The organism is Streptomyces sp. NPDC053665 (assembly GCF_055585285.1).
Genome location: NZ_JBVJKK010000002.1, coordinates 906,462 through 921,449 on the forward strand (window position 1 = coordinate 906,462; position 14,988 = coordinate 921,449).

Genomic DNA, 14,988 nt, shown 5'->3' on the forward strand with positions numbered 1-14,988 from the left:
GGGACCCCCCGGATGGCATATCCGGGCTCTTGCCCATCTATAGGACATATGCAAGAGACGCAGATCACAGTGATGTGAACGTAACCATCCGAGGGGTTCGAAGGTCTAAGTTGACGATGTCAGGAAGCGTCTTGGGGGGCGCGACCCGACATCTGGGGATGTCTTGGGGGACTTCCCCGGAGATGCGTTGCCGGGGCACGTACACCGGGAAGCTTTGAGCGGCCCTCCCGGGCGTGCGCTGTCCCGGCAGACCGCACCTCGTACAAGGAGTACGGCGAGTTCCGCCCGTCGTGCTCGCACAGCGATTCAGGCGCTGTCCTCACAGACGCCCGGCCGGATCCCGTGGGGGGAATCCGTACCGGGACTGGGAAGGCGCCCTGGTCGTCGGCCCGTGGGGGGACCGACGCCGGGGCGCCTTCTTCATTGCGTAAGAAATCCCGTGAAAGATCACTCCGTGCCCGCGCCCGTGCCCCTGCCCGTGTCTGCGTTTGCGCGTACGCGTGCGCGTGCGGCGGAGCCCCGGGCACGCTCGAGCCCCCGTCGTCCGGCGGCCGGACGACGGGGGCTCGGGCGGAAGGGCTACCCAGGGCTGCCGGGCGGCTGCCTCAGCGCTCCTCGACGGGGACGAAGTCGCGCTCGACGACACCCGTGTAGATCTGGCGCGGACGGCCGATGCGGGAGCCCGGCTCCTTGATCATCTCGTGCCACTGGGCGATCCAGCCCGGCAGCCGGCCGAGGGCGAACAGGACCGTGAACATCTCGGTCGGGAAGCCCATGGCCCGGTAGATCAGGCCGGTGTAGAAGTCGACGTTCGGGTAGAGGCTGCGCTGGACGAAGTAGTCGTCGGAGAGCGCGTGCTCCTCCAGCTTCAGCGCGATGTCCAGCAGCTCGTCGGACTTGCCGAGGGCGGACAGCACGTCGTGCGCGGCGGCCTTGATGATCTTGGCGCGGGGGTCGAAGTTCTTGTAGACCCGGTGGCCGAAGCCCATCAGGCGGACGCCGTCCTCCTTGTTCTTCACCTTGCGGATGAAGGAGTCGACGTCGCCGCCGGAGTCGCGGATGCCTTCCAGCATCTCCAGCACGGACTGGTTGGCGCCGCCGTGCAGCGGGCCCCACAGCGCGTTGATGCCGGCGGAGATCGAGGCGAACATGTTCGCCTGCGAGGAGCCGACCAGGCGGACCGTGGAGGTCGAGCAGTTCTGCTCGTGGTCGGCGTGCAGGATCAGCAGCTTGTCGAGCGCGGAGACCACGGTCGGGTCCAGCTCGTACTCCTGCGCGGGGACCGAGAAGGTCATGCGGAGGAAGTTCTCGACGTAGCCCAGGTCGTTGCGCGGGTAGACGAACGGGTGACCGATCGACTTCTTGTACGCGTACGCCGCGATCGTCGGGAGCTTGGCGAGCAGGCGGATCGTCGAGAGGTTGCGCTGGCGCTCGTCGAACGGGTTGTGGCTGTCCTGGTAGAACGTGGACAGCGCCGAGACGACCGAGGACAGCATGGCCATCGGGTGGGCGTCGCGCGGGAAGCCCTTGTAGAAGTTCTTGACGTCCTCGTGCAGCAGGGTGTGCTGCGTGATCTCGTTCTTGAACGAGGAGAGCTCGTCGACGGTCGGCAGCTCGCCGTTGATCAGCAGGTAGGCGACCTCCAGGAAGGTGGAGCGCTCGGCCAGCTGTTCGATCGGGTACCCGCGGTAACGCAGGATGCCCGCCTCGCCGTCCAGGTACGTAATGGCGGATTTGTACGCGGCGGTGTTGCCGTAACCGCTGTCCAGCGTCACCAGACCGGTCTGGGCGCGGAGCTTTCCGATGTCGAAGCCCTTGTCACCGACGGTGCTGTCGATCACCGGGTAGGTGTACTCGCCGTCGCCGTACCGCAGTACTACAGAGTTGTCGCTCACGTCTTCCCTCACCGACGTTGTGCCTCATCTTCGAGGTGCCCTGACTGTCTCTACCATCCCCCACTTGGCTCAGGAGAGTGCACTCGGGGTCGACCATCGGGCCTACTGACGGCACTGAGTGCCGCCAACTTGCCCATCCTGCCCCCTGTGATCCCCTTCCGGAAGTGGCTTGTGACCTTCACGACTCATTTGATCGATCATTTTTTGCCGAGCCGAGCCGGAAGTCGAGTGCCGTGCACCGCCGACCCGCCGACACCGTGCGCACCGCCTGGCCGATCGCCTTGCGCGAACCGACGAGGACGACCAGCCGCTTGGCGCGCGTGACCGCCGTGTAGAGCAGGTTGCGCTGGAGCATCATCCAGGCCCCCGTGGTGACCGGGATGACGACCGCCGGGTACTCGCTGCCCTGGGAGCGGTGGATCGTCACGGCGTAGGCGTGGGCCAGCTCGTCGAGCTCGTCGAACTCGTAGGCGACCTCCTCGTCCTCGTCCGTGAGCACCGTCAGGCGCTGGTCGACCGGGTCGAGCGAGGTCACCACGCCCACGGTGCCGTTGAAGACACCGTTGGTGCCCTTCTCGTAATTGTTGCGAATCTGGGTGACCTTGTCGCCGACGCGGAACACCCGGCCGCCGAATCTCTTCTCGGGCAGGTCCGGGCGGCCCGGGGTGACGGCCTGCTGGAGCAGGGCGTTGAGCGTGCCCGCGCCGGCCGGACCGCGGTGCATGGGGGCGAGGACCTGCACGTCCCGGCGCGGGTCCAGGCCGAACTTGGCCGGGATGCGGCGCGCGGCCACGTCCACGGTGAGCCGGCCGGTCTCCTCCGTGTCGTCCTCGACGAAGAGGAAGAAGTCCTTCATGCCGTCCGTGACCGGGTGCTGCCCGGCGTTGATGCGGTGGGCGTTGGTGACCACGCCGGACTGCTGCGCCTGGCGGAAGACCCGGGTGAGGCGGACGGCGGGGATCGGGCTGCCGTCGGCCAGCAGGTCCCGCAGCACCTCGCCCGCGCCGACGCTGGGCAACTGGTCCACGTCCCCGACGAACAGCAGGTGCGCCCCGGGCGGGACGGCCTTCACGAGCTTGTTGGCCAGGAGCAGGTCGAGCATGGACGCCTCGTCGACCACCACCAGGTCGGCGTCCAGGGGGCGGTCGCGGTCGTAGGCCGCGTCCCCGCCCGGCTTGAGCTCCAGCAGGCGGTGGACCGTGGAGGCCTCGGCGCCGGTGAGTTCGGACAGGCGCTTGGCGGCCCGGCCGGTCGGCGCGGCGAGCACGACCTTGGCCTTCTTGGCGCGGGCCAGTTCCACGATCGAGCGGACCGTGAAGGACTTGCCGCAGCCCGGACCACCGGTCAGGACCGCGACCTTCTCGGTGAGCGCCAGCCGCACGGCGGCCTCCTGCTCGGGCGCGAGATCGGCGCCCGTGCGGCCCTTCAGCCAGGTCAGCGCCTTGTCCCAGGCGACGGACGCGAAGCCGGGCATGCGGTCCTCGCCGGTGCGCAGCAGGCGCAGCAGCTGGGCGGACAGGGAGAGTTCGGCGCGGTGGAAGGGGACGAGGTAGATGGCGGTGACGGGCTCGCCGCCGTCGGGACCCGGCACCTTCTCCCGTACGACGCCGGGTTCCTCGCCGTCCTCCCGCGGCTCGGCCAGCTCGGCCAGGCACTCGATGACCAGGCCCGTGTCGACCTGGAGGAGCTTGACCGCGTCCTTGATCAGCTGCTCCTCGGGCAGGAAGCAGTGGCCCTGGTCGGTGGACTGCGACAGCGCGTACTGGAGGCCCGCCTTGACGCGCTCGGGGCTGTCGTGCGGGATGCCGACCGACTGGGCGATCTTGTCGGCGGTGAGGAAGCCGATGCCCCACACGTCGGAGGCGAGCCGGTAGGGCTGGTTCTTCACCACGGAGATGGAGGCGTCGCCGTACTTCTTGTAGATGCGCACGGCGATGGACGTGGAGACCTCCACGGTCTGGAGGAACAGCATGACCTCCTTGATGGCCTTCTGTTCCTCCCAGGCGTCGGCGATCTTCTTCGTGCGCTTGGGGCCGAGGCCGGGGACCTCGACGAGCCGCTTGGGCTCCTCCTCGATGATCTTCAGGGTGTCCATGCCGAAGTGCTGGGTGATGCGGTCGGCGAAGACCGGGCCGATGCCCTTGACCAGGCCCGAGCCGAGGTAGCGGCGGATGCCCTGGACGGTGGCCGGCAGGACCGTCGTGTAGTTCTCCACGTGGAACTGCTTGCCGTACTGGGGGTGGGAGCCCCAGCGGCCCTCCATGCGCAGGGACTCGCCGACCTGGGCGCCGAGCAGCGCTCCGACGACCGTGAGCAGGTCGCCGCCGCCTCTGCCGGTGTCGACCCGGGCGACCGTGTAGCCGTTCTCCTCGTTGGCGTACGTGATGCGCTCCAGCACGCCCTCCAGCGTGGCCGGTCGCCGCTCGCCCGCATGGGCGGCCCCCGCCTGATCGGTCATGATCCGACGGTACCGCCCGGGTACGACAACGGAGGCGGGCATGGGCCGCAGAGGCGCCCGTCCCGTGGCGGCCCGGCTCGGGGGGGGCAGCCTCGGGGTTCTTATGCTCGTCGGGCCGTGCGGGACGGGCGAGTGGATGAGCCGAACCCGGTTCCCGGTGCCGGCGTTCGGTTCGGTCGCCGGGGCGTCGCCGGTGCGTGACAGCCTGCTCGGTGAGGACGTCCGCAGGGGCGCGGGGAGATCGCAGCAGGGTCCGGCGGCAGGGAGGGGACGGCGCTCCGGGAGGGGCGGGCGGGGTCAGGCGCCGGGGCGGGTGAGGAAGCCGGTGACGCGCCGGGCGCAGACGGCCGGGTCGGCGAAGGGCAGCGCGTGGTGGGACACGTCCGGCAGGGTGGCCGTCGTGACCTGCGGCAGCAGCGCCTCGGCCCGGGCGGTGACCGCGGCGGGGTCGTGCGTGCGGCCGGCCCCCGCGAGCAGTAGCAGGACCGGCGGCTCCAGGGCGCGCAGGGCGGCCGGCGCCGGACGGGGTCCGGTGACGGGACGCAGGGCGGGGAAACCGGCGGCCGCCCCCTGCAGGGCCAGCCAGTCGGGGTCCAGGCCGGCCCCGCCGGTCTCCCACTCCAGGAAGGCGCGCGCCCGGCGGGGCGTGGGCCGCAGCAGCGTCGGCAGCGCGTGCCACAGGTAGGCGGGCCGGAAGCCGGCGAAGCAGTTCGTCGGGTCCAGGAGCACCAGCCGGCGCACCCGGTCCGGAGCACGCAGGGCGTGGTGCAGCGCGATCCACGCACCGTACGAGTGACCGGCCAGGTCGACCCTCGGCAGGCCCAACTCCGTGAGCAGGGCGTCCAGCCAGGCCGACAGGTCGGCGGCCGTGCGGGGACGGCGCTCGGGGTCGGCGGCGCTGCGGCCCGGCGCGCCGATCAGGTCGACGGCGTACAGCCGGTGGGCACGGGAGAGTTCGGCGGCCTGCCGGAACCAGGTCGCCGAGGTGGCGCCGCCCCCGCCGGGGAGCAGCAGGAGGGGAGGCCCGTCGGCGGGGCCGCACACCGTCACGTGCGTCGCGCCGAAGGGCGTGGGGACCGTCCGGGTCTCGCGGGACGCCGGCCACTTGGCCATGACCTTGTCGTAGGCGGCGAGGAAAGCGTCCATGTCGTACGGACCGCGCGCGTTCATGAGCCGGGGACCCCCTATTATCTCGCTCGACGAGATACTTGTTGAGCGAGATGGTAACGGAGGCTGGCATGTCCGGCGAGCAGATCGAGGAGTCCGTCGGGCCGGGGCCCGAGATGGAGGTCGTCCATCTCCTGCGGGCCGTCGCCGTCGAACTGGGCCGGCACAGCGCCCGGTTCGCCCAGCGCCACGGCCTGCACCCGACGGATGTGCGGGCGCTGATCGCCCTGATGGACGCGTCCCGCGCCGGCGAGGAGACCACGGCCGGCCGCCTCGGTGCCGCGCTCGGGCTCAACTCGGCGGGCACCACGGCCCTCGTGGACCGGCTGGAGCGAGCCGGGCACGTGCGGCGGGTACGGGGCGCCGGCGACCGGCGGAAGGTCGTGGTGGAGGTGGAGGAACGGGCGGTCGCCCTCGGCCGGGAGCACTTCGGCCCGCTGATCGACCAGACCGTGACCCTGTTGCGCTCCTACGACGAGCGGGAACTGGCCGCGATCCGCACGTTCCTGACGGGCGTCCGGGAGGCGGCCGCCGGGGAGGACGCGTAGAGCCAGGCGAAGCGCCTGACGGCAGGCCGGGCAGGGGCTGCCTGCCCGGGGGGCAATCGGCGGCTCGCGTGGGGGCGGACGGCGGTGCGGCCCGCACGCAGAGACGGACCGCGGCACGGCTCGCCCCGGGCGGACGGCGGTGCGGCCCGCACGCAGAGACGGACCGCGGCACGGCTCGCCCCGGGCGGACGGCGGTGCGGCTCACCCGGGAGGGCGGACGGCGGTGCGGCTCGCAGGGGAGGCGGGCAGCAGCTCACCTGAGGGGACGGACAACGGCCCAGCCCCAGCCCGCACGCGAGGGTCCACCGCAGCGTGACCCACCCGGGAGGGCGGGCGGCGGTAGGCCCCACACACGGGAAGCCGGACAGCGTCGCGCCTCCACGGCCGTACGGACAGCGGTGCGGCCTGCCCGGCAGGGCAGAAGGAAGCCGGCGCTTCGGAACGGGCAGTTGCGAGGTGCGAGCAGGGCCGGATCCGGTGGGTCGCGGGGTCCGGGGCCGTCGTCCGGCTCAGGCCTCGGCCGTCCTGCGGGCGTACGCCCGGGCCGCGCGGGCGCGGTCGCCGCAGCGGGTGGAGCACCACTGGCGGCGGCCGTGACGGAGCAGGAAACGGTTGCAGGGCGGGGAGCCGCAGGCGGTGAGGCGTTCCGCCGCCGGGGACGTGAGCAGGTCGGCCGCGTCGGCGGCGAGCGTCGCGACGGCGAGGTCGACGATCGCGGTCGTGGGGTGCGGGGCGGTGCGGTACGGCCCGGTCCGGTCGTCCCACCGCAGCAGCGGGGCCGTGGGCACGCGGGTCATCGCGTCGTTGACCGCGTCGACGGCCGCCGGCAGGGCGGGCAGGCCCTCGGCCCGGGCGGCGAACAGCGATCTGATCTGCTCGCGCAGCGAGCGCAGTTGCGCCGCGCACATCTCCCGCATCCCGGCGTCGGCCGGCGCGAGTCCGCGCTCGGTGAGCCAGTGGTTGGCCTGCGCGGGCGAGCCCAGGAGATCGATGGTGTGCCCGCCGGGCAGGGCCATCGCGCTGTTGGCGAGGGCGAGGGACGGGTGCTCCTCCTCGCCCTGGGCGGGCGGCGGGACGGGCTGCTCGGTCACGGACTCCTCCATGGTTCTCATGGTACGGCTTGCCGCCATCCGTGAGAAAGGGCTACGGTCTTCTCACGGTTCCACCACGTCTATCCGTGAGGTGCTGCATGTCCTCCACGTCCGTGCCCACCGGCGACCTCGTCGTGCGCGTCTTCGGCGGCCCCACCGCCCTCTTCGAGTACGGCGGGCTGCGCTTCCTGACCGACCCGACCTTCGACGCCCCCGGCGACTACCCCCGGGGCGAGGCCAGGTTCCTGACCAAGACGGCACCCTCCGCCGCCTCCCCCGACGACCTCGGGCGCGTCGACGTGGTGCTCCTCTCCCACGACGAGCACCCCGACAACCTCGACGACTCCGGCCGCGCCCTGCTCGCCGGCGTCCCGCTGACCCTGACCACCCCCGGCGGCGGCAAGCGCCTGGGCGAGACCCTGGGCGAGCGGGTCCGGGAGCTGGCCGACTGGGAGTCCGTCGAGCTGGACCGGCCCAGGGGCGGCACCGTGACCGTCACCGGCGTCCCGGCGCTGCACGGGCCCGGCACCCGCGAGGAGGTCGAGGCGGTCACCGGGCAGGTCGTCGGCTTCGTCCTGACCGGCGAGGGCCTGCCCACCGTCTACGTCAGCGGCGACAACGCCTCCCTCGACGCGGTCCGGGAGATCGCCGAGCGCTTCGGCCCCGTCGACACCGCCGTCCTCTTCGCCGGGGCGCCCCGCTTCCCCGTCCTCTTCGACAACCGGGTCATCGTGCTGGACAGCGCCATGGCCGCGGAGGCCGCGCGCGTCCTGGGCGCCCGCCGCGTCGTGCCCGTCCACTACGACAGCTGGGCCCACTTCACCGAGGGCCGCGACGACCTGGAGGCCGCCTTCGCCGCCGCCGGGCTCGCCGACCGCCTGGACTGGGGCACGGCCGTCTGACCCGGGGCGGCGCGGGCACCCGCGCGGCCGTCACCTGCGCCAGAACAGGTGGTGCACGACCCCGCTGGGGCTCGGCACCACGTCGCAGTGGAAGCGGTCGAGCAACTCCTCCGGCGACTCCCACAGCCGTGAGCCGGACCCGAGGACGATGCCCGGGGAGACCGCCACGTGCAGGGTGTCCACCAGGTCGGCGTCAAGGAACTCCCGGACGACGGTCGCCCCGCCGCCCAGCCGGACGTCCTTGCCGCCGGCCGCCTCGCGCGCCTGCCGGAGCACCTCGGCGGGTTCGCCCGAGACGAAGTGGAACGTGGTGTCGGAGAGCGTGAACGACGGGCGCTCGTGGTGGGTCATGACGAACACCGGGGTGTGGAAGGGGGGTTCGTCGCCCCACCAGCCCTGCCACTCGTGGTCCTGCCACGGGCCGCGGTGCGGGCTGAACTTGTTGCGGCCCATGATCTCGGCGCCGATGTTGTTCTTGAAATCGCGGGTGAGGTAGTCGTCGAGGCCGCGACTACCGCCCGGGGCGGTGCGGTTGGGCCAGCTCGCCGTGGCACCGGCCCAGGCGAACATCTCGCCCGGGTCGGCGTGGCCGAAGGGCCTCTCCAGGCTCTGGTTCTCCCCGGCACCGAAGCCGTCGCTCGAGACGTTGAAATTCTGCACACGCAGCAACTGGGGCACAGCGTTCCTCCTGTGGTCGACGAGATGTGGACCGCCCGGGCCGCCGGAACTCATCGGCGGCCCGGACCCCGGTTCCCGGCGCCACCGCGATCCCGGCCCACCGCAGCTCCCCAAGCCCTCCGCGGGGCCCCACGCACCTCCACCCTCACCCGCCCCGGCCCGCTCCGCGACATCACGATCCGGTCAAGAGGGCTCGGGAGCTCTTGCCTCCCCGCCGTGTAATCGATTCCATGCACCCGTCGATGTAATCGATTCCACGAGTACCGCGAGGTGCTCACCCGACTGATCCACGAGGAGGTGGAGCGGCGGTGGCCAGCATCAAGGACGTCGCTGCGGAGGCCGGCGTCTCCGTCGCCACGGTCTCGCGCGTCCTGAACGACCACCCGTCGGTCAGCGCCGCGGCACGCGCCCGCGTGCTGGCGGCCGTCGAGGCCCTGGGCTACCGCCCGAACGCCGTCGCCCGCTCGCTGCGCACCGACCAGACCCGCACCCTCGGCCTGGTCATCAGCGACGTGCTGAACCCGTACTTCACCGAACTGGCCCGCTCCGTCGAGGAGGAGGCCCGCGCGCTCGGCTACAGCGTGATCATCGGCAACGCCGACGAGCGGCCGGACCTCCAGGACCACCACGTACGCACCCTGCTCGACCGCCGTATCGACGGCCTGCTCGTCTCCCCGACGGACGGCGGCTCGCCGCTGATGCTGGACGCCGCGCGGGCCGGGACGCCCATGGTCTTCGTCGACCGGTGGATCCCGGGCGTGGACGTGCCGGTGGTGCGGTCGGACGGGCGGAGCGCCGTACGGGACCTCGTGGCGCATCTGCACCGGCTGGGACACCGCAGGCTCGCCATCATCGCGGGCCCGGCGGCGACCACGACCGGCCGCGAGCGCGTGGAGGCCTTCCGGGAGGCGCTCGCGGTGTTCGGGCTCGAACTCCCCGGCGCCTACATAGGGCAGGGCGACTTCCAGGCCGAGAGCGGACGGCGGGTCACCGAGGGCTTCCTCGACCTGGCCGAGCCGCCGGAGGTCGTGTTCGCGGCCGACAACCTGATGGCGCTGGGCGCGCTGGACGCCGTACGCGCGCGGGGACTGCGCGTGCCGGACGACCTCGCGCTGGCCGCCTTCGACGACATCCCGTGGTTCGTGCACACCGATCCGCCCGTCACGGCGATCGCCCAGCCGACGGGCGAGCTGGGCCGGGCCGCCGTACGGGCCCTGGTCGACCGCATCGAGGGGCGGGCCGGGGAGTCCGTCACCCTTCCCGCCCGTCTCGTCGTGCGCCGCTCGTGCGGCGAGAACCCCACCCCAGTGCAAAGGAGCACGTCGTGAGCAACGCGGACGAGTTGCTGCGCATCGAGGGCATACGCAAGACCTTCCCGGGCGTGGTGGCGCTGGACGGCGTCGACTTCGACCTGCGCCGGGGCGAGGTGCACGTGCTGCTCGGTGAGAACGGCGCCGGCAAGAGCACCCTGATCAAGATGCTCTCCGGCGCCTACACGCCCGACGCCGGGCGGATCCTGGTCGGCGGCGAGGAGACGCGCATCCAGGGTGCGCAGGACTCCGAGCGGCTCGGGATCGCCACCATCTACCAGGAGTTCAACCTGGTCCCGGACCTGACCGTCGCCGAGAACATCTTCCTGGGCCGCCAGCCGCGCCGCCTCGGCATGATCGACCGCAAGCGGATGGAGGCCGACGCCGAGGTCCTGCTGAAGCGGGTCGGCCTGGACGTCCCGCCGCGCGCCCGGGTCCGCGAACTGGGCATCGCCCGCCTGCAGATGGTCGAGATCGCCAAGGCGCTCAGCCTGGACGCGCGCGTGCTCGTCATGGACGAGCCGACGGCGGTGCTCACCTCCGAGGAGGTCGACACGCTCTTCGCGATCGTGCGCTCGCTGCGCGAGGACGGCGTCGGGATCGTGTTCATCACGCACCACCTGGAGGAGATCGCCGCGCTCGGCGACCGGGTCACCGTGATCCGGGACGGCAGGAGCGTGGGCCAGGTGCCCGCCACCACGCCCGAGGACGAACTCGTCCGGCTGATGGTGGGGCGTTCCATCGAGCAGCAGTACCCGCGCGAGCGGGCCGGTCGCGGCCCCGCGCTGCTGACCGTCGAGGGGCTCACCCGCGACGGCGTCTTCCACGACGTGAGCTTCGAGGTGCACGCCGGTGAGGTCGTCGGCATCGCCGGTCTGGTCGGCGCCGGACGCACCGAGGTCGTCCGGGCGGTCTTCGGGGCCGACTCGTACGACGAGGGCAGCGTGAAGGTGTCCGGCGCGCCGGTGGCCAAGCACGACGTGAACGCGGCGATGACCGCCGGCATCGGCCTGGTCCCCGAGGACCGCAAGGGCCAGGGCCTGGTGCTGAACGCGTCCGTGGAGGAGAACCTCGGCCTGGTGACCCTGCGGTCGGCCACGCGCGCCGGGCTCGTCGACCTCAAGGGGCAGCGCGCGGCCGCCGAGCGGATCGCCGGGCAGCTGGGCGTACGGATGGCGGGCCTCGGCCAGCACGTGCGCACGCTGTCCGGCGGCAACCAGCAGAAGGTCGTCATCGGCAAGTGGCTGCTCGCCGACACCAAGGTGCTCATCCTCGACGAGCCGACGCGCGGCATCGACGTCGGCGCCAAGGTCGAGATCTACCAGCTCGTCAACGAACTCACCGCCGCCGGCGCGGCCGTCCTGATGATCTCCAGCGACCTGCCCGAGGTGCTCGGCATGAGCGACCGGGTGCTGGTGATGGCCCAGGGCCGGATCGCCGGTGAACTCACCGCCGGCGAGGCGACCCAGGACGCCGTGATGGCCCTCGCCGTCAGCACCCCCACGACGACCACGACCGGAACGGAGGCCTCCGGTGGCCACTGACACGCTCAAGAGCACGACGGGCGCGGGTGGCGCCCCGGGTGGGCTGCGCCGCCTCCTGCTCGACAACGGCGCGCTCACCGCGCTCATCGTCCTCGTCGTCGCGATGTCGGCGCTGTCCGGCGACTTCCTGACGGCGGACAACCTGCTCAACGTCGGCGTCCAGGCGGCCGTGACCGCCGTCCTCGCCTTCGGCGTGACCTTCGTGATCGTCTCGGCGGGCATCGACCTGTCGGTCGGCTCGGTCGCCGCGCTGTCCGCCACGGTCCTCGCCTGGAGCGCCACCTCGGCGGGGGTCCCGGTGTTCCTCGCCGTGCTGCTCGCGATAGCGACGGGCATCGTCTGCGGCCTGGTCAACGGCGTCCTGATCTCCTACGGCAAGCTGCCGCCGTTCATCGCCACCCTCGCCATGCTGTCCGTGGCGCGCGGTCTGTCCCTGGTCATCTCCGAGGGCTCCCCCATCGCCTTCCCCGACTCGGTCTCCCACCTCGGCGACACACTCGGTGGCTGGCTGCCGGTGCCGGTCCTGGTGATGATCGTGATGGGCCTGATCGCCGCCTTCGTGCTCGGCCGGACCTACATCGGCCGCTCCATGTACGCCATCGGCGGCAACGAGGAGGCCGCGCGGCTGTCCGGCCTGCGCGTGAAGCGGCAGAAGCTCGCCATCTACGCCTTCTCGGGTGTCTTCGCCGCCGTCGCCGGTGTCGTCCTGGCCGCCCGTCTCTCCTCCGCGCAGCCCCAGGCCGCCGACGGCTACGAGCTGGACGCCATCGCCGCGGTCGTCATCGGCGGGGCCTCGCTGGCGGGCGGTACGGGCAAGGCGTCCGGGACGCTCGTCGGCGCGCTGATCCTGGCCGTGCTGCGCAACGGGCTGAACCTGCTGAACGTGTCGGCGTTCTGGCAGCAGGTCGTCATCGGCGTCGTCATCGCGCTGGCGGTGCTGTTCGACACGCTGCGGCGCAAGGCGGGGGCGACCCCGGTGGCCGCCGGGGCCGGCGGCCCCAAGGGCAGGCAGGCGGCGACGTACGCGCTGGCGGCCGTCGTCACGGTCGCGATCGTCGGCGCCACCTCGTTCCTGCACGACGGCTCCTCCTCGGACAAGCCGAAGCTGGGCCTGTCGCTGTCCACGCTCAACAACCCGTTCTTCGTGCAGATCCGGGCGGGCGCCCAGGCCGAGGCGGAGAAGCGCGGCATCGACCTGACCGTCACGGACGCCCAGAACGACGCCTCCCAGCAGGCCAACCAGCTCCAGAACTTCACCAGCTCCAAGCTGGACGCGATCATCGTCAACCCGGTGGACTCCGACGCGGCGAGCAACTCCGTGAAGGCCGCCGGCAAGGCGGACATCCCGGTCGTCGCCGTGGACCGCACCGTCAACGACGCGGCGGTGGACACCCTGGTCGCCTCCGACAACGTCGCCGGCGGCGAACTCGCCGCGAAGACCATCGCGGACAGGCTCGGCGGCAAGGGCAAGATCGTGATCCTCCAGGGCCAGGCGGGCACCTCCGCGGCCCGCGAGCGCGCCCAGGGCTTCGCGAAGGGGCTGGAGTCCTTCCCGGGCATCCAGGTCGTCGCGCAGCAGCCCGCCGACTTCGACCGCACCAAGGGACTCGACGTGATGTCGAACCTGCTGCAGGCCCACCCGGACGTGCGGGGCGTCATCGCCGCGAACGACGAGATGGCCCTGGGCGCGATCAAGGCGCTGGGGTCCAGGGCCGGCAAGTCGGTCCCGGTGGTCGGCTTCGACGGCACGCCTGACGGGCTGAAGGCGGTCGAGGGCGGCACGCTGTACGCGTCGGTGGCGCAGCAGCCGTCCCAGCTCGGCAGGATCGCCGTCGACAACGCCCTGAAGGCGCTCCGGGACAAGAAGGTCGAGCAGACGGTGAAGGTGCCGGTGAAGGTGGTCACGAAGGAGAACGTGGCCGGCTTCAGCGGCTGACGGCAGGGAACGGCGGGGAACGGCGGGCGGTCGCACACGGCGTGCGCGACCGCCCGCCCGTGCCACTCACAAGGGGAGACGACACATGTACGACTACGACCTGCTGGTCGTGGGGTCGGCCAACGCCGACCTGGTGATCTCAGTGGAGCGCCGGCCCGGCGCGGGCGAGACCGTGCTCGGCTCCGACCTGGCCGTCCACCCGGGCGGCAAGGGCGCCAACCAGGCGGTCGCCGCCGCCCGGCTCGGGGCCCGCACGGCCCTGCTGGCCCGGGTCGGCGACGACGCGCACGGCCGGCTGCTGCTGGACTCGCAGCGCCGGGCCGGGGTCGACACGGTGGGGGTCCTGGTGGGCGGCGCGCCGACGGGCGTCGCGCTGATCACGGTCGACCCGTCCGGGGACAACAGCATCGTCGTCTCCCCGGGCGCGAACGGCCGCCTCACGCCCGAGGACGTGCGGGCCGCCGGGTGCCTGTTCCAGGGGTCCCGGGTGGTCTCGGCGCAGCTGGAGATCCCGCTGGAGTCGGTGGTGGAGGTGGTGCGGAACCTGGCTCCGGGGAGCCGTTTCGTCCTCAACCCCTCGCCGCCGCGGCCCCTGCCCCAGGAGGTGCTCGCGGCCTGTGACCCGCTGATCGTGAACGAGCACGAGGCGAAGGTGATCCTCGGTGGGGCGGCCGTCGGGGACGCCCCCGAGGACTGGGCGCGGATCCTGCTGGCGAAGGGCCCGAGGTCGGTGGTGGTGACGCTCGGCGCCGAGGGCGCGCTGGTGGCGTCGGCACAGGGGGTCGCGCGGGTGCCGTCCGTGCGGGTGGAGGCCGTGGACACGACCGGCGCCGGGGACGCCTTCACGGCCGCCCTGGCCTGGCGGCTCGGTGCGGGCGAGTCCCTCGCGGACGCCGCGGCCTACGCGGCGCGGGTCGGGGCGGCGACGGTGCTGAAGGAGGGCGCGCAGGCCTCCTTCCCGACGGCGGCGGAGGTCGCGTCGCGGAGCGGGTCCGCGTGAAGAGGAGCGGGATACTCAACCGCCACCTGGCGGGCGCGCTGGCCGCCCTCGGCCACGGCGACGGGGTGCTGGTGTGCGACGCGGGCATGCCCGTGCCCGACGGCCCGCGCGTGGTGGACCTGGCCTTCCGGGCCGGGGTGCCGGCGTTCGCGGAGGTGCTGGACGGACTGCTCGCGGAACTGGTGGTCGAGGGGGCGACGGCCGCGGAGGAGGTCCGGGCGGCGAACCCGCGGACGGCGGCGCTGCTGGAGGGGCACTTCCCCGCGCTGGACCTCGTCCCGCACGAGCGTCTCAAGGAACTGTCGTCCCGGGCCCGGCTGATCGTCCGCACGGGCGAGGCACGGCCGTACGCGAACGTGCTGCTGCGCTGCGGCGTCTTCTTCTGAGGCCCGGCGCCGTCCCGGACCCCGGAGACGTTTCGAGGGGACCCGGTCCGTCGACCGGGTCCCCTCGGCGTTT

12 protein-coding genes are annotated in these 14,988 nt (G+C 72.5%); 7 read left to right on the plus strand and 5 right to left on the minus strand.

From position 1 onward, the window contains the following. Window positions 1-605 precede the first annotated feature (605 nt). The 3 genes from ACZ6ZN_RS11625 to ACZ6ZN_RS11635 form a co-directional block, all read right to left on the minus strand. Window positions 606-1,895 carry a citrate synthase gene (locus ACZ6ZN_RS11625; protein WP_398110168.1) on the minus strand — a complete coding sequence of 430 codons (1,290 nt, stop codon included), beginning with the start codon at window positions 1,893-1,895 and terminating at the stop codon, window positions 606-608. Window positions 1,896-2,073: 178 nt separating this feature from the next. Continuing rightward, on the minus strand, window positions 2,074-4,353 hold the full coding sequence (gene recD2, locus ACZ6ZN_RS11630; RefSeq protein WP_469645255.1) for an SF1B family DNA helicase RecD2: 2,280 nt from the start codon (window positions 4,351-4,353) through the stop codon (window positions 2,074-2,076). A gap of 297 nt (window positions 4,354-4,650) precedes the next feature. Further along, window positions 4,651-5,523: an alpha/beta fold hydrolase gene (locus tag ACZ6ZN_RS11635; protein WP_469645257.1), complete on the minus strand. Its 873-nt coding sequence runs from the start codon at window positions 5,521-5,523 to the stop codon at window positions 4,651-4,653. Window positions 5,524-5,591: 68 nt separating this feature from the next. Here ACZ6ZN_RS11635 and ACZ6ZN_RS11640 point away from each other — a divergent pair, with 68 nt between their 5' ends. Next, the gene (locus ACZ6ZN_RS11640; protein ID WP_469645260.1) at window positions 5,592-6,068 is read left to right on the plus strand and encodes a MarR family winged helix-turn-helix transcriptional regulator; all 477 of its coding nucleotides are present in this window, start codon (window positions 5,592-5,594) and stop codon (window positions 6,066-6,068) included. Between the two features lie 509 nt (window positions 6,069-6,577). Here ACZ6ZN_RS11640 and ACZ6ZN_RS11645 read toward each other — a convergent pair. Beyond that, window positions 6,578-7,171, minus strand: a complete 594-nt coding sequence (locus ACZ6ZN_RS11645; RefSeq protein ID WP_398110164.1) for a CGNR zinc finger domain-containing protein — start codon at window positions 7,169-7,171, stop codon at window positions 6,578-6,580. An 86-nt stretch (window positions 7,172-7,257) separates the two neighbouring features. On the opposite strand from ACZ6ZN_RS11645, the gene ACZ6ZN_RS11650 reads away from it, so the two are divergent. After that, window positions 7,258-8,061: an MBL fold metallo-hydrolase gene (locus tag ACZ6ZN_RS11650; RefSeq protein ID WP_469645264.1), complete on the plus strand. Its 804-nt coding sequence runs from the start codon at window positions 7,258-7,260 to the stop codon at window positions 8,059-8,061. A gap of 30 nt (window positions 8,062-8,091) precedes the next feature. Here ACZ6ZN_RS11650 and ACZ6ZN_RS11655 read toward each other — a convergent pair whose 3' ends face one another. Next, window positions 8,092-8,739 carry a dihydrofolate reductase family protein gene (locus tag ACZ6ZN_RS11655; protein ID WP_469645266.1) on the minus strand — a complete coding sequence of 216 codons (648 nt, stop codon included), beginning with the start codon at window positions 8,737-8,739 and terminating at the stop codon, window positions 8,092-8,094. Between the two features lie 308 nt (window positions 8,740-9,047). Between ACZ6ZN_RS11655 and ACZ6ZN_RS11660 the strand changes: the two genes are divergently transcribed. The 5 genes from ACZ6ZN_RS11660 (at window position 9,048) to rbsD (ending at window position 14,915) form a co-directional block, all read left to right on the plus strand. Next, entirely contained in the window at window positions 9,048-10,067 is a 1,020-nt protein-coding gene (locus ACZ6ZN_RS11660) for a LacI family DNA-binding transcriptional regulator (protein ID WP_469645269.1), read from the plus strand. Beyond that, window positions 10,064-11,593 carry a sugar ABC transporter ATP-binding protein gene (locus tag ACZ6ZN_RS11665; RefSeq protein WP_469645273.1) on the plus strand — a complete coding sequence of 510 codons (1,530 nt, stop codon included), beginning with the start codon at window positions 10,064-10,066 and terminating at the stop codon, window positions 11,591-11,593. Before ACZ6ZN_RS11660 ends, ACZ6ZN_RS11665 begins: the two co-directional genes overlap by 4 nt. Beyond that, a complete protein-coding gene (locus ACZ6ZN_RS11670; protein ID WP_469645276.1) occupies window positions 11,583-13,529 on the plus strand; it encodes an ABC transporter permease/substrate-binding protein in 1,947 nt (648 codons plus the stop codon). Before ACZ6ZN_RS11665 ends, ACZ6ZN_RS11670 begins: the two co-directional genes overlap by 11 nt. A gap of 85 nt (window positions 13,530-13,614) precedes the next feature. Then, on the plus strand, window positions 13,615-14,529 hold the full coding sequence (locus ACZ6ZN_RS11675; protein WP_451877994.1) for a ribokinase: 915 nt from the start codon (window positions 13,615-13,617) through the stop codon (window positions 14,527-14,529). Beyond that, on the plus strand, window positions 14,526-14,915 hold the full coding sequence (rbsD, locus tag ACZ6ZN_RS11680; RefSeq protein ID WP_469645279.1) for a D-ribose pyranase: 390 nt from the start codon (window positions 14,526-14,528) through the stop codon (window positions 14,913-14,915). The genes ACZ6ZN_RS11675 and rbsD overlap by 4 nt, the downstream gene beginning before the upstream one ends. The last annotated feature ends 73 nt before the right edge of the window (window positions 14,916-14,988 follow it).